The following is a 26134-nucleotide window of genomic DNA, read 5'->3' as shown; positions in this document are numbered from 1 at the left end:
TATAAGCGACGGCAAGGGCATGTACCCGCGCCGCGGACTCATGGACATTGGAGCGCCACGCTCCAGGATAAAAATGACGATCAAGAGACTGTTGGCGGTTGTTGCCTGCGCGGGCCTGCTCGCGCCGCAGGCATGGGCTGCCGAGAAAATCGAATTCTGGACCTTCAGCATGAAGCCCAAGTTCACGCCGTATTTCAATGCGGTGGTGGCGCGCTATGAAGCGCAGAATCCCGGCGTCAAAATCGAATGGATCGATTTTCCATGGGACGTCATCCAGACCAAGCTGGTCACGCGCATCGTGGCCGGCACGCCGCCCGCGCTGGTCAGCCTGAACGTGCCCTGGGCCGACGAATTCGCGCGCGACGGCTTGCTCACCCCCGTCGATGGCCTGATCGCGGAAGCGCGCGCCAGCTACATTCCCAGCGCCCTGGCAGACTTGCGCTTCAAGGGCGGCACCTATGGTTTTCCCATGTACAGCAATGTCGCGGTGATCGCCTTCAATACCGCCATTTTCAAGCAGGCGGGGCTCACGCGCGGCCCCGCCAGCCTCGATGAGCAGCTGGCGTTTGCGCGCCAGATCGCGCAACGCACGGGCAAGGCCGGCATCGCCCCCGCCCTGTCGAAAATCGACGGCCTGTTCATGCAGCAGGGCCTGGCCGTCATTACCAACAACCGCGCCGTCTTCAATTCGCCGCAGCACGTGGCGCTGGTGCAAAAACTGGCCGACACCTACAAGGTCGGCGGCTTATTGAAAGAAAGCCTGTTCGCCGAAGATAACTTCCCGGCCGTGATCGACGCCTACAAGGGCGGGCGCCTGGGCATGCTGCTGGCGCCGCCGACGGCCATGCAGCGCATCCGCGGTGACGCGAAAGACATCTACGCCATCACCGACGTGGCGCCCGCGCCGCTGGGACCGACGGGCATTGCGGACGGCGGCTGGCTGGTGCACTTCGCCATTCCAAAAGGCGTGCCGGCGCGCCTGCTGCCGTCGGTGGGCAAGTTCGCACGCTTCCTGACGAACGACGCCAACCAGCTGGCCTTCGCGCGCCAGGCCAGCGTCTTTCCCACCACAGTGAAAGCGGCGGCTGACCCGTTTTTTCTGTCCACGCCGCAAAATGCGGGCGCGGCCGAAAAGGCGGTGGCCGCCGGCGCGCTGTCGATGAATCACTCGCGCACCCTGTACGTGGCCGGCATCGACGACTACGACGAACTGCGCCGCTCGCTGGTAAAAGCCGTCGAAGCCGGGGTCACGGGCAAGCAAAATGTGCAGCAGGCGCTGGACCAGGCCGTCGCCATCTGGAACCGCAAGCTGGCCACCCTGCCGCGCCACTGAGGACATGATGAAACTCGCCCACCGCCACACTCTGCAAGCCTGGCTGTTTCTCGCCCCCGCCCTGCTGCTGCTGGCCGCCTTTTCCTTCTGGCCCGTCGGCTACGGCTCCGTGCTGGCGTTTACCGACTACAGCCTGATACGCGAGACGCGCTTCGTCGGCCTGGATAATTTCCGCTACATCTTCAACAACGAGATGTTCGTCTCGGGCCTGAAAAACTCGCTGATGTTTTTGCTGATGGTGCCCTTCGTGCAGGTGGGCGCCATCACCCTGGCCGTGCTGGTGAACAACCGCCTGCCCGGCATCCGTCTGTTCCGCGCCGCCTTCTACGTGCCCGTGGTGACCACCGTGTCCGTGGTCGGCATCATGTGGGGTTTCATGTTCCACGAACAGGGCGCCCTGAACTACGTGATGATGACCTTAAAACTCGTCAACGCGCCCGTCGGCTGGCTGTCGAATGACAGCCTGGCCCTGTTTGCCGTGATGTTCGTCACCCTGTGGCGCGGCCTGGGCTGGTACATGGTGATGTATCTGGCGGCCCTGCAATCGATCCCGTCGGACATGCAGGAAGCGGCCATGCTCGATGGCGCCAGCCGCTGGCAGCGCTTCTGGAAAATCACCGTGCCGATGCTGCGCCCCACCATCATGCTGTGCTCCATCCTGTCCGTGCTGGCGGCCCTGAAGGCTTACCAGGAAGTCGACGTGCTGACGCAGGGCGGCCCCATGAACTCGACCTTCACGGCGCTGTACTACGCCTACGACCAGGGATTGAAGCACTTGAAACTGCCGCGCGCGCTGGCGGCCAGCTTCGTCGTCTCGCTGTTCTGCATAGCCATCGCACTGCTATGCCTGCGCTATCTGAAACCGAAGCACCGCTAACCGGGAATGACCATGACAAACCGCTCCCGCCCCCTGAAAACGCGCCTGCAGCTCATTGGCCAATACGCTGGCCACTATGCCGTGCTGTGCGTGATCGCCGTCGTCTGCGTCTTCCCGTTCTGGTGGACACTGGTGACGGCCATCTCGACGGAAGGCAATATCTTTGCTTTTCCGCCCACGTTCTGGCCGAAGGCGCCGTCGTTTGAGAACTTCATCGAAGTGTTCAAGGCGATCCCGATCTGGTCGTTCTTCAAGAATTCCGTACTGATCGCCGTGTTTACCGTGTTCTGGAAACTGCTGCTGTGCTCACTGGCCGCGTATCCGCTGGCGCGCCTGAAATTCCGTGGCCGCAAACTCGTGTTCGGCCTGATCCTGGCCACGCTGGTGCTGCCGTCGGAGGTGAATTTCCTCGTCAACTTCATCACCATCACGCAAATGAGCCTGGTCGACACCTACACGGGCGTGATCCTGCCCAACGTGGTGACGGCCGTGGCCATCTTGCTGCTCAAGCAGGCGTTCGAGGAAGTGCCGCAAGACCTGATCGACGCGGCGCGTGTCGATGGCGCCTCCGAGTGGGTCATCTTCAGCCGCATCATGCTGCCTCTGATCACGCCATGGCTGGCCACCGTCGGCATCCTGACGGCCGTCGAATCGTGGAATGAATACATCTGGCCTTCCATCGTCATGAGCAAGCCCGATGAATTCCCCCTGTCGGTGGGCGTGCTGTATTTGCGCGGCACCTTCGGCAGCAGCACGCGCGTGATCGCGGCCGGCACCCTGATCACCATCGTGCCAACCCTGCTCGCCTTCCTGTTTACCCAACGCTTCTTCATGCGCGGCATGGACGGCGCAGTCAAATGAAAACGTCTCTCGATAAGGAAGCCTCCATGCACGATCAGCGCATCAGCATCAGCAAAAAAGTACGCAGCCCGATTTCGTGGGTGCCCACTTTGTACTTCGCCCAAGGCCTGCCGTTTTACGCGGTGGCCCTGGTGGCCGGCCTGATGTTCAAGAGCCTGGGCGTGCCGAACGACCAGATCGCTCGCTGGACGGGACTGATCGGCTTTGCCTGGGTCTTCAAGTCGTTGTGGAGCCCCTTCCTGGAGCTGGCGTCGAGCAAGAAGACCATGGTGGTGCTGTTCCAGTTCGCGGGTGGCCTGAGCCTGGGCCTGATCGCGCTGGCCCTGCAAACGCCGCTGTGGTTCGCCGCCTGCATCGCCGTGCTGTTCGTCGCCGCGCTGGCTTCGTCAACGCACGACATCGTCTGCGACGGCCTGTATATCGCCAGCCTGTCGGACAAGCAGCAGGCTGCCTACGCGGGCTGGCAAGGCGCCTTCTTCAACGCCGGCAAGTTCATCTCGCTGGGCGGCCTGGTGATCCTGGCCGGCTACCTGGAAGACCATATCGGCAAGCAGCAGGCGTGGTCGGTGATCTTCCTGATCATCGGCGCCATCATGCTGTCGCTGGCCGCGTACCACCTGTGGGCGCTGCCGCAGGTGCGCAACGCGGCCGTGGCCGACAAGAGCGTGGCCGGTATCAGCCGCACCCTGTGGGACGTGCTGGTCGACTTCCTGAAAAAGCCCGGCATCTGGGGCATGATCGCCTTCATCATCCTGTTCCGCGCGGGCGAGGCGCAAGTGCAGACCATCGGCCCGCTGTTCCTGCGCGAAGCGCGCGAACTGGGCGGCCTGGGCCTGTCGACGACGGAAGTGGGCGCCGTGTACGGCACGGCCGGCACCGTCGCGTTCCTGCTGGGCAGCATCGGCGGCGGCTACTTTACTTCCTGGCTGGGCCTCAAGCGCGCCATGTTCTTCCTGATCCTGGCCATGAACTTGCCGAACCTGGTGTTCTACTATCTGAGCCACAGCATGCCGACCGACCTGGCCCTGATCACGGCCGCGCTCAGCGTGGAAATGTTCGGCTACGGCTTCGGCTTCGTCGGCCTGATCCTGTACATGATGCAGGTGGTCTCCGTGGGCAAATACCAGACGGCCCACTATGCCTTCGCCACCGGCGTGATGCAGCTGGGCTCCGTGCTGTTCAAGATGATCAGCGGCGACGTGCAGATGGCGCTCGGCTACAAAAATTTCTTCCTGTGGGTGCTGGTGTCAGCCATCCCCGTGCTGGTGCTGTCGCGCTTCATCCGCGTCGGGCCGAAGGAAGATGCCAACCAACCTGACCTGACCAAGGCCGAAGCCAAGGCCGGGTCGCCCCAGGCGCCAGCCAGCGCCAGCTAGGATAGAACCACGACATGGCCCATATCGTTTTAAAGAATATCGTCAAGCGGTACGACGACAAGCACCCGGTCATCCACGGCATCGACCTCGCTATCGGCGACGGCGAATTCGTCGTCTTCGTGGGGCCGTCCGGCTGCGGCAAATCGACCCTGCTGCGCATGATCGCGGGCCTGGAAGACATCACGGACGGCGAGCTGCACATCGGCGGCCAGCTGGCCAACGACGTCGCGCCGGCCGAGCGGGGCCTGGCCATGGTCTTCCAGAGCTATGCCCTGTATCCGCACATGACGGTGTACGAAAACATGGCCTTCGCCCTCTCGCTGGCGGGACACAAGAAGGCCGAGGTGCGCGCCGCCGTCGAGCGCGCGGCCGAGATCCTGCAGATCACGCCACTGTTGAAACGCAAGCCGAAGGATCTGTCGGGCGGCCAGCGCCAGCGCGTGGCCATCGGCCGCGCCATCGTGCGCAAACCGAAGGTCTTCCTGTTCGACGAGCCGCTGTCGAACCTCGACGCATCGTTGCGCGTGCAGATGCGCGTGGAGATTTCGCGCCTGCACCAGGAACTCAAAACCACCATGATCTACGTCACGCACGACCAGGTCGAGGCGATGACCCTGGGCGAGCGCATCGTCGTGTTCAACGGCGGGCGCATCGAGCAGGTGGGCAGTCCGCACGAGTTGTACAACCATCCCGGCAACCTGTTCGTGGCCGGCTTCCTGGGCGCGCCGAAGATGAACTTCGTCGCTTGCGAGGCCGTCGCCTGCGGCCCCGGGTCCGTGGCCGTGCGCCTGCCCGGCGGCGCCGTGATCGAGGTCGAAGCGCAGGGGGATGGCGTGGCGCCCGGCGACCGGCTGACCCTGGGCGTGCGCGCCGAGCATGTCAGCCTGTGGCACGCGAACGATGCAGGCGACAACGTGGTCGACGCGGCCGTCAGCCATGTCGAATACCTGGGCGACGTGGCCATCGTGTACGCCAACATGCCAGGTGTGGCCGGGATGCTGGCCGAGATGCTGGCCGTTAAGCTGCCGGCCGAGGAAGGCATGCGCCAGGCGGGCGACACCATGCGCCTGCATTTGCCGCCGCAGCGCTGCCTGCTGTTCGATGCCGCTGGGCAAGCACTGGCGCGCACGTTTGCCGCACCCGCTCAGCCGTTTATGTGACAATAGCCGTTTTTTATCATGCCGCCTCTGTTTGACTTATGCAGGCAGAGTGGCAATGTGTATTTTTTTGAGCTTCCTTGCCCCTCTGGCAACGCTACTACCCAATGTTGCGGCTGCCAGTGCCGGTGCGTATTTTTGTTATTGATTGAAGGATAACCCATGTCCCAATTCCGCCTTGCCCGTCTTAGCCTGCTCCTGGCCGCCATCGGCCTGAACGTCCTGCCCGCCCTGTCGCACGCGCAGGATGCCAAGCCAGCCGCTGCCGCTGCCGCTGCTGCTGCCCCGGCCGACACGGTGCGCCCTGAAGTATTCAAGCTGCTCGATCCGGCCGTCGTGAAGGCATCGATGGATGCAAAAAACTACGCCGACGTGCAAAGCCGCATCGACCAGGCAGCCGCCATTCCCGCCCTGACGCCCTACGAATTATTCGTGCTGAACCGCCTGCGCGTGGCGCTGGCCTCGACCACCAACAATGCACCGATGGCCATGACGGCGCTGGAAGCGGTGATCGAATCGGGCAAGCTGGACAAGAAATCGGAGGGCGACTTCATCCAGGCACTGGCGAACTACCACTACAACGCCAAGGATTACCCGAACGCCATCAAATGGTTCACCCGTTACCAGACGGCAACGGGCGACGTGGCCACCGTGCGTCCCTACATCATCCGCGCCTATTACTTCAGCAACGATTTCGCGCGCGCCAAGCAGGAACTGATGGCCGACGTAACGGCCAAGCAGCAAGCAGGCAAGTCGCCGAGCATCGAAGAACTGCAATTGCTGGCCAACACGGGTTCGAAAAGCAAGGATCCAGCAACCTATCTGATCGCCATGGAAAACCTGGTGCGCTACTACCCGTCGGACGACTACTGGAGCGACCTGCTGGGCCGCTTGCAAGGCAAGGCCGGTTATTCGGACCGCTTCGCGCTCGACGTGCTGCGCCTGCAATTCCAGGCCGTCGGCACCATGCCGCCGCAAGATTACAGCGACATGGCTGAAATCGCCTTGCAGAACGCCTTCCCGACGGAAGCGAAAAAAGTCCTCGACGCCGGCTTTGCGAAAGGCGTGCTGGGCACGGGCGCGAATGCCGCCAAGCACAAGAAACTGCGCGACCAGGCCAGCAAGGCGGCCGCCGACGATGCGAAAAGCATTGCCAGCGGCGAAGCCTCGGCCATGAAGAGCAAGGATGGCACGGGCTTGATCAACCTCGGCTACGCTTTCGTGACGATGGACCAGTTCGACAAAGGTATCGACCTGATCCAGAAAGGCATCGCCAAGGGCGGCTTGAAGCGTCCAGAAGACGCCAAACTGCGCCTCGGCTATTCCTACGCCATGGCCGGCAAGAAAGACGACGCCATCAAGGTCCTGGAAACGGTCAAGGGCGGCGATGGCGTGGGCGACCTGGCCCGCTACTGGATCCTGTGGCTGAACCGTCCTGCCACGGCAGCGGCACCGGCAGCACCGGCAGCAGCGGCGCAGTAATTCCTGCTCCCCGCAGCATGCGCAAAGCAGTTCCCGGCTCAGGCCGGGGCTGCTTTTTTTTCGACCTTTTTCACCCATCCGTCCCGCTGCCGTGTCCACGCGGCGCAGCTGGATGTGGCGTGTCAGACCTTGATGTAGATCTTGCGCTTGTCCATGGCGTAGGCGATCAGCCAGCACAGCAGCATGAAGCTGACGGCAAACAGCAGCGAGCCCACGCGCGCCGGCGCCCAGCCCGTAAACCAGTGCGTATACAGCCACTGGTACAAGTTGCCGCTGCCGATGCGTACGGTAAACGCGATGATCACCAGCACTTCCGACAGCAAGTAGATGAACAAGGTGTTCTTGCCGAAGACTTCAAAGAAGTAGGTCCAGCCCGTCATCTTGCACACGTCGATGATGGACATCAGCAGCGCCAGCAGCAGCAAGTCCAGGCCGATACCGAGCATCACGTAAGAGCTGGTCCACAGCTTCTTGTTGATCGGAAACACTTCATTCCAGCACAGGGCCACGGCCACGCAGATGACGCCGGCCACCACCAGACGATACAGCGCCGCACGCAGCTGCGCCGGTGCCGTCAGGCGCACGAAACTGCCCGCCAGGTAGCCGGCAATCACATTGACGATGGCCGGCAAAGTGCCGAGTATGCCTTCCGGATCGAAGGCGATGCCTTCGCCGTGGTACAGATGGCTGTCGCCCAGCAAGATCAAATCGAGCCTGGCCGGCGCATTGCCATGCAAGCTGTAGTCGCCAAAGCATGCCAGGATGGCCCAGTAGCCGAGCAAGGCGCAAGCGCAAAAGACCAGCGCGCCGCGCGTCTTCCAGTAATGCAGGATCAGCGCGGCGGCCAGGTAGCACACGGCGATGCGCTGCAGCACGCCGGGAATGCGCGTGTGCGACAGCGGCGACCAGGCGAACTGGCCCGCATCATCGATCTTGAAGAAGGGGAACCAGTACAGCAGGAAGCCCAGTAAAAAGATCAGCGCGCTGCGCTGGCACAGCCTGGCCAGCACGGCGCCATGGCCCAGGTGTTCATATTTCCCCAGCGCAAAGGCCAGCGCATTGCCGACGACAAACAAAAAGCTGGGAAAGACCAGGTCCGTCACGGTAAAACCATGCCATTCGGCATGCAGGAACGGCGCATACACGCTGCCCCAGTCACCCGGCGTATTGACGACGATCATCAGCGCCACGGTCAGGCCGCGCAGGACGTCGAGGGCGAGGTAGCGCTGAGGTGCAATAGTCATGATCAAACAATTCCAAATAAGAAAAACCGCCTTCCTGCTCGCGGCAAGGAGGCGGCAGAAAACCTTACGCCGCCGGATACAAGCTTCGTGGGCACAAGTGATGCTGGCGACCGGAGGGGACAGCCCTGGCGTGAACAAGACAGAAGCAGCACTGCCGGTGAGCGCAAAAAAAAAGCAAGCCCCTGAAGCAGGAACTTGCTTGAAAGACCGAGGAAGACCTGGCCTGACGCGGCTGCATCAGGCCTGATCGTCTTGCTTACAGCTTGCCGCGCAAGCCCAGGTAGAAGGTACGGCCGTTGCTATAGAAAGCGCGTGGCTGATCCCTGTTTTCCGCGTACATCTTGATGGTTTCATTGGTCAGGTTAAGCGCATCGAACGTAATCGTGAAGTGTTCGTTGATCTTGTAGTTGAGCGAACCTGCCAGGGTGCTGCTGTCGTCGACGTGCTGGCTGGCGCCACGGTCCACGCCTGCCTTGTAGGCCGAACGATAGTTATAAGCCAGGCGCGCGCTAAAACCATGGGCTTCGTAGAAAGCGGTCAGGTTGTAGGTGTTCTTCGACGCGTTCAGCAATTCGCTGCCATCGTTCAGCTTGCCATCAGCATAGGTGTAGTTGGCCAGTACGCCGAAATCACCCAGCACCGGTTGCTGATAGCTCAACTCGATACCCTTGTTCTTGCCCTTGGTGTTGTAGGACTCGGTAACTTGGAACACCCTGTCAGCACCGACCTTGGTATTGAAATAGGTAGCGTTGACGTTACGTTGCGCCACGATCGACGTCAAATCCATGTAGAAAATACCGGCCGAGACCGCCGATTTTGGCGCGAAATACCACTCGGCGCTGACTTCGGCATTGTTCGAACGCACAGGATTGAGATTGATGTTGCCCTTGGTGCCACTCAGGGAATCCTCATTCAGCGATACGGCACCGCCCAGCGCACTATAGTCAGGACGCGCAATGGTCTTGGCCAAGGCCGCGCGCACAACGAGATCGCGGTTGACATCAAACTTGATGTTGGCGCTCGGCAGGAAGTCGTTATAGGTGCGCTCGAAAGTGTTTTGCGAGTAGGCGCCAAACGCGGAACCCGTGATCGGACCACCACTGGAATTAACAGTAGTGGACTGCTTGGTGCGGACTGCGCGCACACCGAAGTTACCGCTCCAGTCATCGCCAGCCAAATTGGCCATACCGTAGACTGCCTGGGTTTTTTCCTGCAGCTTGAATTCATCGCGCCAGTTATGGCGAGCTACGCGGTCAGGATTGCGGTTGCCGGGAATCGCCGCCCATTTTGCCAAGGCATCACCGTCATAGCGGAAATAGTTGGTCGGCAAATTACCGCCCAGATTGGACGCGAAATTACTCGGGTACTGCGTACCGTTCCAGATCGGGCCGGCACTGTTCAAGCCCGTCGCGCCAGGACCCGTTTCAAACGGATGCTCGGCGGTACGTTTATGGTCAGTGAAGCGTGCGCCAAACTTGATGGAATCCCATATGCCGTTTGACAGGCGTAATTCGCCGTCGATCTGGGTATACAGTTCCTTGTCGACCGACTGCGATTCCCCGCCACCGATCCATGCCGTACCCAATGGCGCGGTAGTCGTGCCGCCCGGGTAGGCGACGGTAGCCGGGCTCATGCCATTGAGCGCATAGTTCATGCCGCCATCGACCTTGTTTTGGTAGTACACATCGTCACGGTCGTAGCCCACGCCGTGGGTCTTGCCCAGCTTGCCTGTAAAGGTCAGGTCCTTGCTGGCACGGTACTTGAAGTTGAAATCGAGGTAGTACGTTTCACCGCCTGCGTCAGGACGATAAATATTATCGACCTCGCCGGCATTCTGCGTGAAATTCGCCGCCACGAGCGTATTATTGCGCACCGTGTAGGACGTCGGCACCATCCCCGCGTTAATCGAGCCACTCGGCGCGGCCAAATGGTTGGTGTTCGAATGCGGCGCCTTCAATTGCGAATAGAAGCCATTCAAATCCAGCGTCAGATCCTTGTTCGGCTTGAACTCGATGTCAAATGCACCACCTTCACGGGTTTTCTTTTGCTCGAAGAAACTCGCGCCGATGAAGGTCGGAGCCAGGACGCCCACCAGGTCAGGATGCGCCTTGGCGGCAGCCTTGTCGGCGGCAATCGCCGTGTAACCGAGGATTTCCTGGCCATCACGACGCACTTCCGATTTTTGCGAGAAACCCTGAACCATGATCCCCAGGGTATTGTCGTCGTTTTTCCAGTTCACCATACCGGAGAATTGCGGCTGGGTTTTCTCCGACAGGTCATTGTAGTTGGCCTGAATGGAGCCTTCGGCAGTCAGCTTGTTCTTGAACTCCAGCGGACGGCGGGTAATCACGTCGATCGCACCGGACACGCCACCTTCCACCAGATCGGCTGTCGCGCTCTTCCGCACGACAACCGAGCTCACCAGCTCCGATGGCAGCAAGGAGAAGCTGCTGCTGCGGCCGACGTTGCCACCGAACTGGTTCAGTACGAACCAGTCGCCCGTGCTGATGGCGTGGCCATTGAACAGAGTTTGTTGCAAGCTGGGGCTGGTGCCGCGCAGGCTGACGCGGTCGTTTTCGCCGAAGCCGCCTTCGCCACCGGCAGACGATTGGGTATTCACACCTGGCAGGCGCTGGATCGCGTCAGCCACGTTACGGTCTGGCATCTTGCCGATATCTTCGGCGGTGATCACTTCCACCACGGAATCCGCATTACGTTTTTGCTTCAGCGATTTTTCCAGTGAGGCACGCACGCCGGTCACCGTCACTACGGTGGACACATCGTCGGCGGGTGCTTCCTGCGCCTGCGCCGAAAAGGCCAGACCAGCGACCATCACGGCAACAGCCGTAGCGATCGGCGTACGGCTACGCGATCCGGATTTCACGACGGCAGCTGCAGGTGTCAAATTGCGTTTCATGTACTCCCCCTTGATTTAGGCTCCAGGATTGGACCCTTTTCATTTTTAACGTAGATCTTCTTTCCAGCCCGCCCACTCTCGCCGGCATGCTGCAGACCCTTCGGCACAACCACTTACAAAACCAATTCAACGCCAATATACTACTATCCAATACCAGAACACTACCAGTTGCAACTTTTTTTTTATAACGTTGTTTGAATCACACAGACCACTTTATCCAAATCAATCCGTAGCCCGTATCAGCGACGCAAATGCCAGCGAGGCCAGGCATAAATTGCTGGCCTGATAATTCAAATTGGTTTTATAACGGCCTTTTTTGGTATTATCCAGCGACACAAAACAGATACAGAGCGCGTCTGCAACGCGCCGTAACGGAGACCCTCAGCGTATGACAACCCTGGCTCACATCATGCAAGGCCTGGGGCAGACGAGTAGCCTGCCCCTGTACCAGCAACTGCAGCGCGCGCTGCGCGAAGCGATCGACAAGCGCATCCTTGGCCCCGAGGAAGCCCTGCCGGCCGAGCGCCAGCTGGCCAGCGACCTGTCCGTCTCGCGCATCACCGTGCGCAAGGCCATCGATGGCCTCGTCAACGAAGGCTTGCTGGTGCGGCGCCCCGGCTCGGGCAATTTCATCAATACGCGTATCGAGAAGAATTTCGCCAAGCTGACCTCGTTTTCCGAGGACATGCGGGCGCGCGGACGCACGCCGCGCAGCGTGTGGCTCAAGCGCGCGGAGGGCACCGTCACGCCGGAAGAAGCCTTGCGCCTGCGGCTGTCGCCGGGCGCGCCCGTGTACCGCTTCCACCGCATCCGTTATGCGGACGAGATACCGATGTGCCTGGAGTACGCGACCATCGTCGCCAGCTGCCTGCCGGCGCTCGACGCCGTCGATGTGTCCATGTATGACGCGCTGGAACAGGCGGGCAACCGGCCCGTACGCGCCTTGCAGCGGCTCAGCGCGCTTTTGCTGACGGGGGAACAGGCCAGCCTGTTGCAGGCGGAGGAAGGCGACGCGGGCTTGTCGGTGGAAAGGCTTGGCTTTTTGCGCGATGGCCGCGCCGTGGAATTTTGCCGCTCCTACTTCCGCGGCGATATGTATGACTTCGTGGCCGAATTAAGTACCAATTAATACCAGCCGCCCGAATTTCTCAATACCAGATAACACCACTTATTGCAGTGCAATATATATGCCGGCAGCACGCCGATATAGGGACGGCAGTATTGCAATCGATGCCGTGACTGACATTGCGCAATGCTGAGTTACTTGCGCGTGCGTTTTTCATGTACCAGCTGGCCGCTGCTGATACGGGCCAGCTCGGCCATCTCCTGGGCCAGGAAGGCCAGCAGGTCGTCGATGCTGACGATGCCGGCAAGGCCGCCCAGGCTATTGACCACGGGCAGGCGGCGGATGCCGTTGACGCGCATGCGTTCGATGATGTCGTAGACGTCTTCGTCTTCGCTGGCCGTGAGCAGCTGCGCGCTCATGATGTCGCCCACCAGCAGGCTGGCGGGGTCGAGGCCCAGGGCGATGACGGAAATGACGATGTCGCGGTCGGTGAGGATGCCGATGGGGACGCGCTCGCCGTTCGGCTGCTCGGCCACGATCAGGTCGCCCACATGATGCTGGCGCATCAGCAGCGCCGCGTCTTGCACGCTGGTGTCACGCTGGCAATGGATGGTGTGCAGGGTACAAATGTCGCCGATACGCATGTCGCCACTCCGTTTGAGGCAGAGTGTCCACGCTACGCCGCCCCGCCTTGCGCGGCTTTGCGGCAAATCAATTGAAACGGCCTTACTTTTCTTCGGGCGGCGGCAGGAAGCAGGCTTCGACGATCTGCAGGTCGTTATCCTTGGCAAATTCGCGCACGAAGTGAAACGCCATCGGCTCGATCTCGCGCAACTTCGTGTTGACCACCACCGACTTGACGCCATTGACGACGGTCGGGCGCACGTAGGGCGAATACTGGAGGTGCGCATTGCGCCCGCCACCTTCGGGATTGAAACAGGACATCACTCCACAAAGGCGCTCGGCCCAATCGCTGGGTCGGAATTGCTTGCCATTGCTGGTGAGACCAAGGATGAAGAACTCGTCTGAGAGTTCCCCTGTTTTTTGAGATAACTCGGCCATGTGGCTTGTCGGGACTGGATTGCGTGAATGGCCCCGGCGGGTAAGCCGGGCTGGTAGTCAACTACGTTTGCTGCGGTAAGCCAGTATTATATCTTATAGAAGACTTGGGTTCTACCTCGATCTGCCCTGACGATGCAAACAGGGGCCGGCACGCCTAACGCGCCAGCCCCTATTTTAACCTTGTTCCACGCGCAAGGCGCATGGATGGCGCGTGTGCGCCCGCATCAGCCGAGGAAAACGGCGCCAGACATCAACAGCAGCAGCAGCATCCACAGCAGCAAGGCGCGCCAGACCAGGCCGACCGTGCTCTGCAAGGCGCGCGCGCCCGGCTCTTCACCGGGCAGGATATCGCTTTCGCTGTCGCTGTCATCGACGGCCATGTCGGGGGTCACCAGCACACGGGCTGCCGTTTCCGCTGGCGTACCCAGGCGTACGCCCATGGCGCCGCCGCCAGCCGTCAGGATGATGCCGATGGCCTCGTCCTGCCAGCGCTGGGCGAAATTGCGCCAGGCATAGATGGCATCCTCGAAATTGCCGACCACGGCAAACGCCACGGCCGTCAGGCGCACGGGGATCCAGTCGATCCAGTAAAAGGCACGCGCGGCGAACTGGCCGAACGCTTCATTGCGCATGTGCTCGGGCTCGTTCCAGGCGCGCGCCAGGTATTCGGCCACGCGGTACATCACGGCGCAGGCAGGGCCCAGCGGCATCAGGAACCAGAAGAAGACGCCAAATACATTGCGATGCGTGGTGATCAGGGCTTTTTCCACGGCGATGCGGGCGATTTCGCTCGCTTCCATGCCCACCGTGTCGAGCTTGGTCCAGTCGGCCAGCAGGGTACGCGCGGTCGCTTCGTCGCCGGCGCTCAGGGCCAGCTGGATGGAGGTAAAGTAATGGCTGTAATGGCGGAAGCCCAGGGTCAGGTAGACGATGAGGACGTTCCAGGCAAAAGCCAGCAGGGTCAGCTGATAATGCTGCAAGAGCCAGTACACGCCTGCCGTCGGCAGCATCAGCACGCCGATCATGAGGAACCAGCCCATGCGGCCATGGTTGGCGTGGCCGGCATTGAACCAGGTCTCCATGCGCATTGCCAGGCTCTTGATTTCGGCGTAGATCGGATTGTCCGCGCGCAAAGGTTTGAGCTGCTCGATCAGCAATGCGCAAAGTATGGAGAGAAATGTCATCAAACGTCCTTTTTGTCTTTTTCAGCAATACCGCAATGCCCGCTACGATAGCGCAGTGCCGTGCTGGAATCAAACTTATTACGTGCGCGGCACCATTTTACGCGCGCAAGAGGTGAAACAGATTGCGCAGCATGCCGGCAGTGGCGCCCCAGATGTAGAAGCGCTCGTACGGCATGGCGTAGAACGAGCGCCGTCCGCCGGGCAATTCCACCGACAGGCGCTGGTGGTTGAGGCCATCCATGAGGAAAGCCAGCGGCACTTCGAAGATTTCCGCCACTTCGGACGGGTCGGCGCGCAGTTCGAACGGCGGCGCCACCAGGCCCACCACGGGCGTGACCTGGTAGCCGGTGCCCGTCAGGTAGTCGGGCAGGCGGCCCAGCACTTCGATGTGCTCGCGCGCCAGGCCCACTTCTTCTTCCGTTTCGCGCAAGGCCGTGGCGATGGGCGAGGCATCGAAGGCTTCGCTGCGCCCGCCGGGAAAGCTGACCTGGCCCGCATGGCTGCTCAGATGGTCCGTGCGCATGGTCAGCAGGATGGTCAAGCCCTGCGGGCGCTGCACCAGGGGAATGAGCACGGCGGCGCGCACGGGCACGGCGCGGGCGGAGAGGAAATCCTGGGTCATCTCGGGTTGCCAGTCGGGCTGTTCGGCCAGGCGCTGGCGCAGCCAGTCCGGCGTCAGGCGCACGGCGTCCAGCGCCGCCTCGCCGGCGATCGAATCGATGGCTAGTTGTTGTGGATCAAATGCGATGGTGGCCATGCAGCTTGTCCCATAGACAATTCGGAATAAAAAAGGGGCGCCGAGAGGCACCCCTTTTCCCAACGCAGACGCTGATATTACGCGCTTGCTTTCGCCACAACGCGGCGATTTGGCAATTTTTCTTTGATACGCGCCGATTTACCCGAACGCTCACGCAGATAGTACAGCTTGGCGCGGCGAACATCACCACGGCGTTTCACTTCGATCGAAGCGATCAGCGGCGAGTACAGTTGGAACGTACGCTCGACGCCTTCGCCGGACGAGATCTTGCGAACGATGAAGTTCGAGTTCAGGCCACGGTTACGACGGGAGATAACGACGCCTTCGTAAGCCTGGGCGCGCTTGCGCGTACCTTCGACTACGTTGACGCTGACGATAACGGTATCGCCTGGTGCGAATTCAGGAATGGTTTTACCCAGACGAGCAATTTCTTCCTGCTCTAATTGTTGAATCAAGTCCATTTTATAACTCCGAAAACCATCATGCCGGCGCACTGTGGATAGCAAGTATCCGCCCGGTAGAGGATGGGTAAGACAATTTGGGCAACATGCCCGGCACTACTGGCCACCCTGCCGGCCGTCCGGAGACGGCTTACAGGCTGGCCAAGAATTTTTCGTCGGTCTTGCTGAGCAAGCCGGCGGCGCGCGCACTGACCAGCAGGTCAGGCCGCTTTGTCGCGGTCGCTTCCAGCATGCGCTGGCGGCGCCACTTGACGATCTCGGCATGATTACCACCCATCAAGACGGGCGGCACGGCCATGCCTTCATATGTTTCCGGCCGCGTGTAGTGCGGCGAATCGAGCAAGCCATTGACGAAGCTGTCCTCGATGGCCGATGCCTCGGTGTTCAAGACACCCGGCAACAGGCGAATCACCGCATCCATCAGCGCCATGGCGGGCAATTCACCGCCCGACAACACGAAGTCGCCGACGCTGATTTCTTCGTCGACGCAACGGTCCAGCAAACGCTGGTCCACGGCTTCATAGCGGCCGCACAGGATCACCAAACCAGGTTCGGCTTTCAGCTGCGTAACACGCTCGTGCGTCAGCGCACGGCCTTGCGGCGACATGAACACCACGCGGGGCGCCGCCAGTCCCAGTTCGGTCTGGCGTTGCTTCGCGGCATTGATTGTCGCTTCGAGGGGACGCGCCATCATCACCATGCCGGGGCCGCCGCCATACGGGCGGTCATCCACGGTACGGTGATTGTCGGTGGTGAAATCACGGGGATTCCACAGCGACAAGCCACATTTCCCCTGCTCGAAGGCGCGCCGGGTCACACCCGACTGCGTCAGCGCGGCAAACATTTCCGGGAACAGGGTCACGACATCAAATTGCATCGCTCACCATCCTGCAATGTTTGCCCGGCGCAAATTATGCGCAGGCGGTTTAATAATCGAGGCCCCAGTCGACCGTGATCTTGCTGGCAGCCTTGTCAACGTTAATGACAAACTGGCCAACAAACGGGATCAGGCGCTCAGGCGCCTTTTCAACGGTCTCATCGGCAGTGGCCACGGGCGTAACGCGCAAGATCGACTGCGGACCATTGCTCATCATGTCGTGCACTGTGCCGAGGCACTCGCCTTGCAAATTCTCAACTGTCAGTCCGATCAGATCGGACCAATAAAATTCATCGGCCGTCAGCGTCGGGAAATGGCTACGCGGAATTTGCACAGAGACACCTTTCAGCGCTTCTGCGGCATCCCGCCCGACCACACCCACCAGCTGGGCCACGACGTCGCCGCCGTGTAACTTCGCTTGCCTGACTTGAACATCATGCAAGGTCGGTTTATCAAACCACCAGGTTTTGACGCTTAATAATGCATCCGCGTCGTCGGAGAAAGGAGTGATCCTGACCCCGCCAGCAATGCCATAAGCACCGGAGACATAGCCTACCTGTACCAGGTCATCGGGGACTTTCACCCCGGATGCAGTCTTGACCGTCAAACCAGTGATCTAATTAAGCTGCTGCTTTGTTGTTGCTGGCAACCAGGCGAGCAACGGTTGGCGACAATTGTGCGCCAACGCCTTGCCAGTAGGCCAGACGGTCTGCGGTGATACGCAGTGGAACTTCGCCACCTTGCGCCATCGGGTTGTAAAAACCGATACGCTCAATGAAGCGACCATCGCGGCGATTGCGCGAATCAGTAGCGACGATGTTGAAGAACGGGCGCTTCTTGGCGCCTCCACGAGCTAAACGAATAACGACCATAATATTTCCAAAAAGTGTGCTGAGGCGGAAAAAGCCGCAAATTATAGCGCGCTTTACCGCCAGGCAGCAAGCGTTATGATGACGGGCGTGTAATTTGGGCTAATCAAACATTATGACCAGTCATGGCCGAAGACGCAATAGGCGTCTGCGCCTATCGTGCCGGCCATGGCCAGGAATCAAGCGAAATCATTGCATAAACGCCACAGGAAAGTGCTATCGTTGTGCGAGACGATGACCGATACTGGCAATCTTTACCGATGAGCAACTCTGGAGTCCCATGACCACCACTACCATTTTGCAACAGTCGCACAAGAACAAGGCCTTCACCACCTTGCTGGCCTTCCTGCTGGGCATGCTGGGCGCCCACCGCTTTTACCTGCACGGCAGCAAAGACCGCTGGGGCTGGCTGCACCTGGCCGCCCTGCCCGCCTCCTTGCTGCTGCGCCAGCTGTTTCCCGAGGCCGACTGGTTTTACCAGCTGTTGCCGCTGACCCTGTCCGCCCTGATCGGCTTCCTGGAAGCACTGGTGCTGGGCTTGATGCCGGACGACAAGTGGGATGCGCGCTACAACGCCGCGTCCGGCCACATGTCGGACACGGGCTGGCCCCTGGCCGTGGTACTGGTCGCTACCTTGATGCTAGGCGCGGGCGTGCTGATCGCCACCATGGCGCGCCTGTTCGACTTGCTGTACACAGGCGGCGCCTACGGTTAATGTCCATACGGAAATGCCATCACGTCCTGGACACCGCGCCCACATGTAAGTGTTGGTAAGCAATCATGATTTTCCCCTATACTGCATTCACAATGCCGACATTACTGGCACATTCAACACCCCTTAGGAGAAGATCATGATTCGTCGCCCACTCATCCTCGCAGTCGCCATCACGGCCCTGTTCAGCACCTCCGCCTTCGCGCAAAACCTGTCGCCGAAGGCGCAATACGCTTACGATACGAAACAAGCGAGCACGCGCTATGCGGACGACAAGAAATTGTGCGCAGAAGAAAGCAGCTCAAAAGCCCGCATGCAATGCCTGCGCGACGCCAAGGGCGAATACGACCAGGCCATCATCAATGCCAAGGCCGCACAGAAAGCGGGCAATTCCTACGCCAGCCAGCCCTCCAAGCAGCCACAACACCAGATCTGCGCCGATTGCGGCAAAGTGCTGGCAGTCAATGTCACCGAGAAGGCCGGTGAAGGCGGCGCGCTGGGCATGATAGGCGGCGGCGTGGCCGGCGCCCTGCTGGGCCGCCAGGTCGGTGGCGGACGCGGCAAGGACCTGGCCACCCTGGCCGGCGCCGCTGGCGGCGCCTACGCAGGCAAGCAAGTCGAAGGCCACATGAAGAACGCCAAGACCTGGACCGTCACCGTGCAATACGAAACGGGCGCCAAGGCGGATTTCGCGTTTGACCAGGATCCGGGATTGGCCGCTGGCGACCTGGTGCGTAATTCTGGCAACGGCATTGCCAGAAGGTAAGCTGAACCCAAAAGCAAGGACTGGGGTCGTACGGGGACGCCGAGTCCCTGAGGGTCCGACCCCGGCATTTGCAGTTGGGCTGGTTAAGCTTAAAACTGCTCTTCCGACAGCGCCATCACGCCGGCGCTGCCATCGATGATGGTGGCGCGCAAGCCCGGTGCCTGCGACAGGATGTGGTCGGCAAAGAAGCGCGCCGTGGCGATTTTTGCCTTGTAGAACGACGCGTCGCCGCTGCCCTCTCCCAGCCTTTGCTGCGCCACCACGGCCGCGCGCGCCATTTGCCAGCCGCCCAGCACGATGCCGGCCAGCTTCAGATACGGCACGCTGCCCGCAAACACGGCCTTGATGTCCGTCTTCATGTTCGCCACCACATACTCCACCACCGCTTCGAGCGCGGCGCTGCCTTCGGCCAGGTGACGCTGCATGGCCTGGAAGTCGGCGCCGGAGAGTTCACCCAGCTGGGCTTCCGTGGCACGCACCTGGGCGATGATGGCTTTCGCCACGGCGCCGCCGTCGCGCACCGTCTTGCGGCCCACGAGGTCGTTCGCCTGGATGGCCGTCGTGCCTTCGTAGATGGTGAGGATCTTGGCATCGCGGTAATGCTGGGCAGCGCCTGTTTCTTCAATGAAACCCATGCCGCCATGCACTTGCACGCCGTCGCGCGTGACATCCTGCGACATTTCCGTGGACCAACCCTTGATCACGGGCACCAGGTATTCGTACGTCGCCAGGCTTTCCGCGCGCACTTCCGCATCGGGATGGTGGTGCGCCACGTCGCTGATGGCCGCGCCCACGTAGGCCAGCGCGCGCGCCGCCTCCGTTTGCGAGCGCATGGACATCAGCATGCGGCGCACGTCCGGGTGGTGGATGATGGACACCGGGCCAGGCGAGCCGGCCAGGTCGCGCGACTGCACGCGGTCCTTGGCGAACGCCACGGCTTGCTGGTAGGCGCGCTCGGCCAGGCCGATGCCCTGCAGGCCCACGCCGAAGCGGGCCGCGTTCATCATGATGAACATGTATTCGAGGCCGCGGTTTTCCTCGCCCACCAGGGTGCCGATGGCGCCGCCGTGGTCGCCGAACTGCAATACGGCCGTCGGGCTAGCCTTGATGCCCAGCTTGTGCTCGATGGACACGCAATGGGCGTCGTTGCGCTCGCCCAGGCTGCCGTCCGCATTGACGAGGAATTTCGGCACGATGAACAGCGAGATGCCTTTCACGCCAGCGGGCGCGTCCGGCGTGCGGGCCAGCACCAGGTGGACGATGTTTTCCGCCATGTCGTGTTCGCCATACGTGATGAAAATCTTCGTGCCGAACACTTTATACGTGCCGTCATCCTGCGGCACGGCGCGCGTGCGCACGGCGGCCAGGTCGGACCCCGCTTGCGGCTCCGTCAGATTCATGGTGCCCGTCCACTTGCCCGACACCAGGTTTTCCAGGTAGACCGCCTTTTGCTCGTCGCTGCCGGCCGTCAGCAGCGCTTCGATGGCGCCGTCCGACAGCAGGGCGACCAAAGCAAACGAGATGCTGGCCGAGTTGAGCATTTCGATGCACGGCGTGGCCAGCAGCTTGGGCAAGCCCTGGCCGCCGAATTCGGTCGGATGCTGCACGCCTTGCCAGCCCGCTTCGCCGTAGGCCTTGAACGCTTCCTTGAAGCCTTTCGAGGTGGTCACTTGCCCGTCGTGCCAGAAGCTCGGCTCCTTGTCGCTGGGCCAGTTCAGCGGGGCCACCACGGCGCCGCAGAATTTGGCGTTCTCTTCCAGCACGGCTTCGGCCGTGTCGGGCGTGGCGTCTTCGCAATCCGGTAAAGTGTGGATTTCGGCCAGGCCGGCCAGTTCGTTCATCACGAACAACATGTCTTTCAGCGGGGCTTGATAGCTCATCTATTTCTCCAAGAAAAAAGCCACGCGCGGCTCGCCGTGTGGGGCGGGCCGGCGTGGCTTTGTCAATAACAAAACCTGAATGGCTAAGACTTAGCCCAGTTCTTTGACCAGTTGCGGCACGATCTCGAACAGATCGCCCACGATGCCGTAGTCGGCCACGGCAAAGATCGGCGCTTCCGGATCCTTGTTGATGGCGACGATGGTTTTCGAGTCTTTCATGCCGGCCAGATGCTGGATCGCGCCCGAGATACCGACGGCGATGTACAGCGATGGGGCAACGATCTTGCCCGTCTGGCCCACTTGCCAGTCGTTCGGCACGAAGCCGGCGTCGACGGCGGCGCGCGATGCACCCATGGCGGCGCCCAGCTTGTCGGCCAGCGGCTCCAGGATGTGGAAGTTCTCGGCCGAACCCATGCCACGGCCGCCCGACACGATGATTTTCGCGGCGGTCAGTTCTGGACGGTCGGACTTGGCCAGTTCGCGGCCCACGAAGGCCGATTTGCCCGCGTCGGCAACGGCGGCGACGGTTTCGGTGGCAGCCGAACCGCCGGTGGCGGCAGCGGCGTCGAAACCGGTGGTGCGCACGGTGATGACCTTGACCTTGTCGCCAGATTGCACAGTGGCAATGGCGTTACCGGCGTAGATCGGACGCTCGAACGTATCTGGCGAGTCGACCTTGGTGATTTCCGAGATTTGCGCCACGTCCAGCTTGGCAGCGACGCGTGGCAGGATGTTCTTGCCGTAGGCGGTGGCTGGCGCCAGGATGTGGCTGTAGTTGCCGGCGATGGCCAGCACTTGCTCGGCCACGTTTTCGGCCAGGCCATCGGCAAAATATGGTGCGTCGGCGACGATGACTTTCGTCACGCCGGCGATTTGCGCGGCGGCAGCGGCAGCGGCCGATGCGTTCGAACCTGCGACCAGTACGTGCACGTCGCCGCCGCACTGGGCAGCCGCGGTCACGGTGTGGTGGGTGCTGCCCTTTAAGGTAGCGTTGTCGTGTTCAGCAATAACTAATGCGACCATGATTATTCCTAGTAATGTGCAAGTGCCGGGGGTCGGACCTTCCAGGTCTGACCCCAGTTTTTGTCTTGGGGTATGTTTAAATAACCTTGGCTTCGGTACGCAGCTTGGCGACCAGGGTGGCGACGTCCGGGACCTTGATGCCGGCCGAGCGCTTGGCTGGCTCGACGACTTTCAGGGTCTTCAGGCGTGGCGCAACGTCGACGCCCAGGTCTTCCGGCTTGACGGTCTCGAGCGGCTTTTTCTTTGCCTTCATGATGTTCGGCAAGGTCACATAGCGTGGCTCGTTCAAACGCAGGTCGGTGGTGATGATCGCAGGCAAGGTCAATGCCAGGGTTTCCAGGCCGCCGTCGACTTCGCGCGTGACGGTGACTTTACCGTCTTCCAGCACGACTTTCGAAGCGAACGTGGCTTGTGGCCAACCCAGCAGGGCAGCGAGCATCTGGCCGGTCTGGTTGCTGTCGTCATCGATGGCTTGCTTGCCCAGGATGATCAGTTGCGGCTGTTCTTTCTCGGCCAGGGATTTCACCAGCTTGGCGACGGCCAGCGGTTCCAGTTCGGTCGTCGTTTCCACCAGGATGCCGCGGTCGGCGCCGATGGCCATGGCCGTGCGCAGGGTTTCCTGGCACTGCGTCACGCCGCAGGAGATGGCGACCACTTCAGTGACCTTGCCAGCTTCTTTCAGGCGCATCGCTTCTTCCAGCGCGATCTCATCGAAAGGGTTCATCGACATTTTGACGTTGGCGGTATCGACGCCAGTGCCGTCACTCTTGACGCGGACTTTGACGTTATAGTCGACCACGCGTTTGACGGGTACCAAGACTTTCATAGCTATGCCTTTGGGAAATTATAAAAATGACGGATCAAGTGCTGATTGTGCGTTCGATTATAAGAGAAATTTGAATCCTGAACCGAATTTAAGCACGATCGTGCGATTTTTTGTTAGAGCAATCCATCTAAACTGTCCAGCTTCGGGGATTTCAGGGGAGTCTGCCGCTACGCTGCAGGGCAGCAAAAGGGCTGGTTCGGGAAGGAAAACCAGGCCGCGCCACGGCGGCCCCGGCTGGCAGAATTATTTGCGTTGCATCAGGAAGACGAATTCGGTGCCCGTCTGCACATGCGACAGCAGGGCATTGCCCGTTTGCTTGGCGAAAGCCTGGAAGTCGCGCACGGAACCGGGATCGGTTGCCATGATGCGCAGCACTTCCCCGCTCTGCAGCTCTGACAAAGCCTTTTTCGCCTTCAGAATCGGCAAGGGGCAATTCAAGCCCCGCGCGTCGAGTTCTTTGTGAAATTCCATAATCTCGGTATCAAGTAGTGTGTCGCTCATCATCAATATCCCACCATTGTTTTGTTGTACTGATTTTCGACATACTACTCTAAATCAGGGGCATTGACGCGCTGCACCAAAATAGTTCATCGGCTGTTGTGGTGTCACAACGAGATTCCACACGGCAAAACGGCCCGCAAACACCGTCTGCGGGCCGTTTTCAAGGGGCTGTGGGGTGAAAACCCCGCATGCCTGCTAGCTTACGCCTGTGTTGCGCGTTCGCCGACCCAGGCCGGCACGCCAGCCAGGGCGTTCGCCAGACCGCTCGGATCGGTACCGCCAGCCTGCGCCATATCGGGGCGTCCGCCGCCTTTTCCGCCCACTTGCTGTGCAACGAAGTTCACCAGCTCGCCCGCTTTGACCTTGGAAGTCGCGTCCGCCGTGACGCCGGCGATCAGGCTGACCTTGCCGTCAGCCACGCTGGCCAGCACGATGGCGGCCGTTTTCAGCTTGTCCTTCAGCTTGTCCATGGTTTCACGCAAACGGGCCACGTCGGCGCCATCGAGCACGGCAGCGAGCACCTTGATGCCGTTCACATCGACGGCTTGCGTGACCAGCTCATCGCCCTGGCCCGAAGCCAGTTTCGATTTCAGCGCGGCCAGTTCCTTTTCCAGCGCCTTCACATGGTCCTGCACCTGTCCGATACGGGCAGTCAGTTCTTCCGGTTGCGCCTTCAGCGCTTGCGCCGCTTCGACCAGGCGGCGGTTGATGGTTTGCACCAGCGCCAGCGCGCCCTCGCCCGTCACCGCTTCCACGCGGCGGATACCGGCGGCAACACCGCTTTCGCCGATAATCTTGAACAGGCCGATGTCGCCCGTGCGCTGCACGTGGACGCCGCCGCACAGCTCTTTCGAGCTGCCGATGTCGAGCACGCGCACTTCGTCGCCGTATTTCTCGCCGAACAGGGCCATCGCGCCATGCTTGACGGCATCGTCAAACGACATCAGGTGCGCCTGTGTGGCGCGGTTTTCCAGGATCTCTTTATTGACGATGGTTTCCACGGCGACGATCTGTTCCGCCGTCATCGGCGCATGGTGGCTGAAGTCGAAACGGGTTTTATCGGGATCGACCAGCGAGCCCTTTTGCGCCACGTGGCTGCCCAGCACTTCGCGCAAGGCCTTGTGCATCAAGTGCGTGGCCGAGTGGTTGCGGATGGTGCGCGCGCGCTTGGCCGTATCGACTTGCGCCGAGACGGCGTCGCCCACTTTCAATACACCGGACTCCAGCACGCCGTGGTGGCCGAAGACATCCGCCTGGATTTTCAAGGTATCGCTGACGGCAAAGCTGCCGGCGCCTGAGGCGATCACGCCCTGGTCGCCCACCTGGCCGCCCGATTCGGCGTAGAACGGCGTGGTGTCGAGCACGACGATGCCTTCCTGGCCCGCCTTCAGTTCCGTGACCTGCGTGCCGGCCGCGTACAGCGCCACGACCTTGCCGCTGAACGTCAATTGATCGTAGCCGACGAAGGTGTTTTTCTCACCCGTGTACTCGACCTTGCTGTCCTTGTGCGTCTTGCCGCCCTTGCGCGACAGTTCCTGGCTTTCCTTCAGAGCCGCGTCGTAGCCCACCTGGTCGAAACTGATGTTGCGTTCGCGGCAAATGTCGGCCGTCAGGTCCGGCGGGAAGCCGTAGGTTTCGTACAAAGTAAACGCGGTGGCGCCGTCGATGCCCGTGGCATCCTTGGCCAGCTGCGCTTCCAGCACTTTCATGCCCGTTTCCAGGGTTTCGCCGAAACGCTCTTCTTCGGCTTTGAGCATATTGGCGACGTTGTCTTTCGCGTCTTCCAGCTCGGGATAGGCGCCGCCCATCTCGATGGCGAGATCGGCCACCAGCTTGTAGAAGAACGGTTTCGTCTGGCCCAGCTTGTGACCGTGGCGCAAGGCGCGGCGGATGATGCGGCGCAATACGTACGCGCGGCCTTCGCTGCCCGGGATGATGCCGTCGACGATCATGAAGGCGGCGGCGCGGATGTGGTCGGCGATCACGCGCAGCGACTTGTTTTCCAGGTCCGTGGCGCCCGTTTCGCGCGCGGCGGCGCGGATCAAATGCTGGAACAGGTCGATTTCATAGTTCGAATGCACGTGCTGCAGCACGGCGGCCAGGCGCTCCATGCCCATGCCCGTGTCGACGCAAGGCTTCGGCAGCTTGTGCATGACACCGGCTTCGTCGCGGTTGAACTGCATGAACACGAGGTTCCAGATTTCAATGAAGCGGTCGCCATCTTCGTCAGGCGAACCCGGCGGGCCGCCAGGAATGTCGGCGCCGTGGTCGTAGAAGATTTCCGTGCATGGACCGCATGGGCCCGTGTCAGCCATCTGCCAGAAATTGTCCGATGCGTAGCGCGCACCCTTGTTGTCGCCGATGCGGATGATGCGCTCGACGGGCACGCCGATTTCCTTGGCCCAGATATCGTACGCTTCGTCATCTTCGATGTAGACGGTGACGGTCAGCTTGTCAGCCGGCAAGCCGTACACCTTGGTCAGCAATTCCCACGCGTATTGAATCGCGTCGCGCTTGAAATAGTCGCCAAAGCTGAAGTTGCCCAGCATTTCAAAGAAGGTGTGGTGGCGCGCCGTGTAGCCGACGTTTTCCAGATCGTTGTGCTTGCCGCCGGCGCGCACGCAGCGCTGCACCGAGGTGGCGCGCGTGTACGGACGGCTGTCCGTGCCCGTAAACACGTCCTTGAATTGCACCATGCCGCTGTTCGTCAACAGCAAAGTCGGATCATTGCCTGGCACCAGGGAGCTGGAACGGACGATGGAATGGCCCTTGGACTCGAAAAATTTGAGGAACTTGTCGCGGATTTCAGTTGATTTCATGTTTTTTTGGCAAAGAGTGGCGGCAGCTTTAAAGGGAAGATTATACGTGATATGGGGTGCGGCAATGACGGCTGGCCAGGGCAT

The 26134-nt window shown here is 60.9% G+C and carries 25 protein-coding genes; 10 read left to right on the top strand and 15 right to left on the bottom strand.

Translation table 11 applies throughout. The features are described 5' to 3' along the window. The first annotated feature begins 73 nt into the window (after positions 1 to 73). From CLU91_RS22465 to CLU91_RS22440, 6 genes are all read left to right on the top strand, one after another. Complete coding sequence (locus tag CLU91_RS22465) at positions 74 to 1333, top strand: ABC transporter substrate-binding protein (protein WP_100875883.1); 1260 nt, start codon at positions 74 to 76, stop codon at positions 1331 to 1333. Between the two features lie 4 nt (positions 1334 to 1337). Further along, on the top strand, positions 1338 to 2210 hold the full coding sequence (locus tag CLU91_RS22460) for a carbohydrate ABC transporter permease (protein WP_232730845.1): 873 nt from the start codon (positions 1338 to 1340) through the stop codon (positions 2208 to 2210). A gap of 12 nt (positions 2211 to 2222) precedes the next feature. Then, positions 2223 to 3071 carry a carbohydrate ABC transporter permease gene (locus tag CLU91_RS22455; protein WP_232730844.1) on the top strand — a complete coding sequence of 283 codons (849 nt, stop codon included), beginning with the start codon at positions 2223 to 2225 and terminating at the stop codon, positions 3069 to 3071. A gap of 26 nt (positions 3072 to 3097) precedes the next feature. After that, positions 3098 to 4447 (top strand): MFS transporter, encoded by a 1350-nt coding sequence (locus CLU91_RS22450; RefSeq protein WP_100875882.1) that lies wholly within the window; start codon positions 3098 to 3100, stop codon positions 4445 to 4447. Positions 4448 to 4461: 14 nt separating this feature from the next. After that, positions 4462 to 5607: an ABC transporter ATP-binding protein gene (locus tag CLU91_RS22445; protein WP_100875881.1), complete on the top strand. Its 1146-nt coding sequence runs from the start codon at positions 4462 to 4464 to the stop codon at positions 5605 to 5607. A 159-nt stretch (positions 5608 to 5766) separates the two neighbouring features. Continuing rightward, a complete protein-coding gene (locus CLU91_RS22440; RefSeq protein WP_100875880.1) occupies positions 5767 to 7086 on the top strand; it encodes a tetratricopeptide repeat protein in 1320 nt (439 codons plus the stop codon). 122 nt (positions 7087 to 7208) lie between these two features. On the opposite strand, the gene CLU91_RS22435 is transcribed toward CLU91_RS22440, so the two are convergent. Further along, positions 7209 to 8330, bottom strand: a complete 1122-nt coding sequence (locus CLU91_RS22435; RefSeq protein WP_100876872.1) for an acyltransferase family protein — start codon at positions 8328 to 8330, stop codon at positions 7209 to 7211. Between CLU91_RS22435 and CLU91_RS27980 the strand changes: the two genes are divergently transcribed. Next, complete coding sequence (locus CLU91_RS27980; RefSeq protein ID WP_157814764.1) at positions 8329 to 8577, top strand: hypothetical protein; 249 nt, start codon at positions 8329 to 8331, stop codon at positions 8575 to 8577. The genes CLU91_RS22435 and CLU91_RS27980 overlap by 2 nt on opposite strands. A 9-nt stretch (positions 8578 to 8586) precedes the next feature. Here CLU91_RS27980 and CLU91_RS22430 read toward each other — a convergent pair whose 3' ends face one another. Beyond that, positions 8587 to 11247, bottom strand: coding sequence for a TonB-dependent receptor (locus CLU91_RS22430; RefSeq protein ID WP_100875879.1), 2661 nt, complete (start codon positions 11245 to 11247; stop codon positions 8587 to 8589). A gap of 388 nt (positions 11248 to 11635) precedes the next feature. On the opposite strand from CLU91_RS22430, the gene CLU91_RS22425 reads away from it, so the two are divergent. After that, the gene (locus tag CLU91_RS22425; RefSeq protein WP_035825427.1) at positions 11636 to 12376 is read left to right on the top strand and encodes a GntR family transcriptional regulator; all 741 of its coding nucleotides are present in this window, start codon (positions 11636 to 11638) and stop codon (positions 12374 to 12376) included. A gap of 131 nt (positions 12377 to 12507) precedes the next feature. Here CLU91_RS22425 and CLU91_RS22420 read toward each other — a convergent pair whose 3' ends face one another. From CLU91_RS22420 to rpsP, 8 genes are all read right to left on the bottom strand, one after another. Further along, complete coding sequence (locus CLU91_RS22420; RefSeq protein WP_099760358.1) at positions 12508 to 12957, bottom strand: CBS domain-containing protein; 450 nt, start codon at positions 12955 to 12957, stop codon at positions 12508 to 12510. A gap of 82 nt (positions 12958 to 13039) precedes the next feature. Further along, entirely contained in the window at positions 13040 to 13375 is a 336-nt protein-coding gene (locus CLU91_RS22415) for a DUF3579 domain-containing protein (protein ID WP_029496213.1), read from the bottom strand. 224 nt (positions 13376 to 13599) lie between these two features. Beyond that, positions 13600 to 14559, bottom strand: a complete 960-nt coding sequence (locus CLU91_RS22410; protein ID WP_096234185.1) for a CobD/CbiB family protein — start codon at positions 14557 to 14559, stop codon at positions 13600 to 13602. A 97-nt stretch (positions 14560 to 14656) separates the two neighbouring features. Then, complete coding sequence (locus CLU91_RS22405) at positions 14657 to 15316, bottom strand: CoA pyrophosphatase (RefSeq protein ID WP_100875878.1); 660 nt, start codon at positions 15314 to 15316, stop codon at positions 14657 to 14659. 77 nt (positions 15317 to 15393) lie between these two features. Beyond that, positions 15394 to 15777 (bottom strand): 50S ribosomal protein L19, encoded by a 384-nt coding sequence (gene rplS, locus CLU91_RS22400; RefSeq protein WP_010395528.1) that lies wholly within the window; start codon positions 15775 to 15777, stop codon positions 15394 to 15396. A 130-nt stretch (positions 15778 to 15907) separates the two neighbouring features. Further along, a complete protein-coding gene (trmD, locus tag CLU91_RS22395) occupies positions 15908 to 16654 on the bottom strand; it encodes a tRNA (guanosine(37)-N1)-methyltransferase TrmD (RefSeq protein WP_099760360.1) in 747 nt (248 codons plus the stop codon). Positions 16655 to 16703: 49 nt separating this feature from the next. Then, a complete protein-coding gene (rimM, locus tag CLU91_RS22390; RefSeq protein WP_034759867.1) occupies positions 16704 to 17261 on the bottom strand; it encodes a ribosome maturation factor RimM in 558 nt (185 codons plus the stop codon). Positions 17262 to 17274: 13 nt separating this feature from the next. Continuing rightward, a complete protein-coding gene (gene rpsP, locus CLU91_RS22385; protein ID WP_010395524.1) occupies positions 17275 to 17526 on the bottom strand; it encodes a 30S ribosomal protein S16 in 252 nt (83 codons plus the stop codon). Positions 17527 to 17803: 277 nt separating this feature from the next. Between rpsP and CLU91_RS22380 the strand changes: the two genes are divergently transcribed. Beyond that, entirely contained in the window at positions 17804 to 18238 is a 435-nt protein-coding gene (locus CLU91_RS22380; RefSeq protein WP_100875877.1) for an NINE protein, read from the top strand. Between the two features lie 136 nt (positions 18239 to 18374). Then, positions 18375 to 19001 (top strand): glycine zipper 2TM domain-containing protein, encoded by a 627-nt coding sequence (locus CLU91_RS22375; protein ID WP_100875876.1) that lies wholly within the window; start codon positions 18375 to 18377, stop codon positions 18999 to 19001. 89 nt (positions 19002 to 19090) lie between these two features. Here the strand turns inward: CLU91_RS22375 and CLU91_RS22370 are convergent, their stop codons facing one another. From CLU91_RS22370 to alaS, 5 genes are all read right to left on the bottom strand, one after another. Further along, positions 19091 to 20881, bottom strand: a complete 1791-nt coding sequence (locus tag CLU91_RS22370) for an acyl-CoA dehydrogenase (protein ID WP_100875875.1) — start codon at positions 20879 to 20881, stop codon at positions 19091 to 19093. A gap of 90 nt (positions 20882 to 20971) precedes the next feature. Next, positions 20972 to 21904 (bottom strand): electron transfer flavoprotein subunit alpha/FixB family protein, encoded by a 933-nt coding sequence (locus CLU91_RS22365; protein WP_077400542.1) that lies wholly within the window; start codon positions 21902 to 21904, stop codon positions 20972 to 20974. Between the two features lie 76 nt (positions 21905 to 21980). Continuing rightward, positions 21981 to 22730 (bottom strand): electron transfer flavoprotein subunit beta/FixA family protein, encoded by a 750-nt coding sequence (locus CLU91_RS22360; protein ID WP_034759884.1) that lies wholly within the window; start codon positions 22728 to 22730, stop codon positions 21981 to 21983. A gap of 243 nt (positions 22731 to 22973) precedes the next feature. Continuing rightward, positions 22974 to 23201 carry a sulfurtransferase TusA family protein gene (locus CLU91_RS22355; protein WP_010395510.1) on the bottom strand — a complete coding sequence of 76 codons (228 nt, stop codon included), beginning with the start codon at positions 23199 to 23201 and terminating at the stop codon, positions 22974 to 22976. 230 nt (positions 23202 to 23431) lie between these two features. Continuing rightward, the gene (alaS, locus tag CLU91_RS22350) at positions 23432 to 26050 is read right to left on the bottom strand and encodes an alanine--tRNA ligase (RefSeq protein WP_100875874.1); all 2619 of its coding nucleotides are present in this window, start codon (positions 26048 to 26050) and stop codon (positions 23432 to 23434) included. Between the last annotated feature and the right edge of the window lie 84 nt (positions 26051 to 26134).

The organism is Janthinobacterium sp. 64, from assembly GCF_002813325.1.
In the GTDB taxonomy this organism is placed as follows: domain Bacteria; phylum Pseudomonadota; class Gammaproteobacteria; order Burkholderiales; family Burkholderiaceae_D; genus Janthinobacterium.
This window is presented reverse-complemented; position numbering and strand designations above follow the sequence as displayed.

Coding starts and splice junctions, on each gene's coding strand:
- CLU91_RS22445 (WP_100875881.1), top strand. CDS start 4,462: ATGGCCCATATCGTTTTAAAGAATATCGTCAAGCGGTACGACGACAAG.
- CLU91_RS27980 (WP_157814764.1), top strand. CDS start 8,329: ATGATCAAACAATTCCAAATAAGAAAAACCGCCTTCCTGCTCGCGGCA.
- CLU91_RS22465 (WP_100875883.1), top strand. CDS start 74: ATGACGATCAAGAGACTGTTGGCGGTTGTTGCCTGCGCGGGCCTGCTC.
- CLU91_RS22365 (WP_077400542.1), bottom strand. CDS start 21,904: ATGGTCGCATTAGTTATTGCTGAACACGACAACGCTACCTTAAAGGGC.
- CLU91_RS22410 (WP_096234185.1), bottom strand. CDS start 14,559: ATGACATTTCTCTCCATACTTTGCGCATTGCTGATCGAGCAGCTCAAA.
- rpsP (WP_010395524.1), bottom strand. CDS start 17,526: ATGGTCGTTATTCGTTTAGCTCGTGGAGGCGCCAAGAAGCGCCCGTTC.
- CLU91_RS22420 (WP_099760358.1), bottom strand. CDS start 12,957: ATGCGTATCGGCGACATTTGTACCCTGCACACCATCCATTGCCAGCGT.
- CLU91_RS22460 (WP_232730845.1), top strand. CDS start 1,338: ATGATGAAACTCGCCCACCGCCACACTCTGCAAGCCTGGCTGTTTCTC.
- CLU91_RS22440 (WP_100875880.1), top strand. CDS start 5,767: ATGTCCCAATTCCGCCTTGCCCGTCTTAGCCTGCTCCTGGCCGCCATC.
- CLU91_RS22370 (WP_100875875.1), bottom strand. CDS start 20,881: ATGAGCTATCAAGCCCCGCTGAAAGACATGTTGTTCGTGATGAACGAA.
- CLU91_RS22360 (WP_034759884.1), bottom strand. CDS start 22,730: ATGAAAGTCTTGGTACCCGTCAAACGCGTGGTCGACTATAACGTCAAA.
- CLU91_RS22435 (WP_100876872.1), bottom strand. CDS start 8,330: ATGACTATTGCACCTCAGCGCTACCTCGCCCTCGACGTCCTGCGCGGC.
- alaS (WP_100875874.1), bottom strand. CDS start 26,050: ATGAAATCAACTGAAATCCGCGACAAGTTCCTCAAATTTTTCGAGTCC.
- CLU91_RS22405 (WP_100875878.1), bottom strand. CDS start 15,316: ATGGCCACCATCGCATTTGATCCACAACAACTAGCCATCGATTCGATC.
- CLU91_RS22355 (WP_010395510.1), bottom strand. CDS start 23,201: ATGGAATTTCACAAAGAACTCGACGCGCGGGGCTTGAATTGCCCCTTG.
- rplS (WP_010395528.1), bottom strand. CDS start 15,777: ATGGACTTGATTCAACAATTAGAGCAGGAAGAAATTGCTCGTCTGGGT.
- CLU91_RS22415 (WP_029496213.1), bottom strand. CDS start 13,375: ATGGCCGAGTTATCTCAAAAAACAGGGGAACTCTCAGACGAGTTCTTC.
- CLU91_RS22380 (WP_100875877.1), top strand. CDS start 17,804: ATGACCACCACTACCATTTTGCAACAGTCGCACAAGAACAAGGCCTTC.
- CLU91_RS22375 (WP_100875876.1), top strand. CDS start 18,375: ATGATTCGTCGCCCACTCATCCTCGCAGTCGCCATCACGGCCCTGTTC.
- CLU91_RS22425 (WP_035825427.1), top strand. CDS start 11,636: ATGACAACCCTGGCTCACATCATGCAAGGCCTGGGGCAGACGAGTAGC.
- CLU91_RS22450 (WP_100875882.1), top strand. CDS start 3,098: ATGCACGATCAGCGCATCAGCATCAGCAAAAAAGTACGCAGCCCGATT.
- CLU91_RS22455 (WP_232730844.1), top strand. CDS start 2,223: ATGACAAACCGCTCCCGCCCCCTGAAAACGCGCCTGCAGCTCATTGGC.
- CLU91_RS22430 (WP_100875879.1), bottom strand. CDS start 11,247: ATGAAACGCAATTTGACACCTGCAGCTGCCGTCGTGAAATCCGGATCG.
- trmD (WP_099760360.1), bottom strand. CDS start 16,654: ATGCAATTTGATGTCGTGACCCTGTTCCCGGAAATGTTTGCCGCGCTG.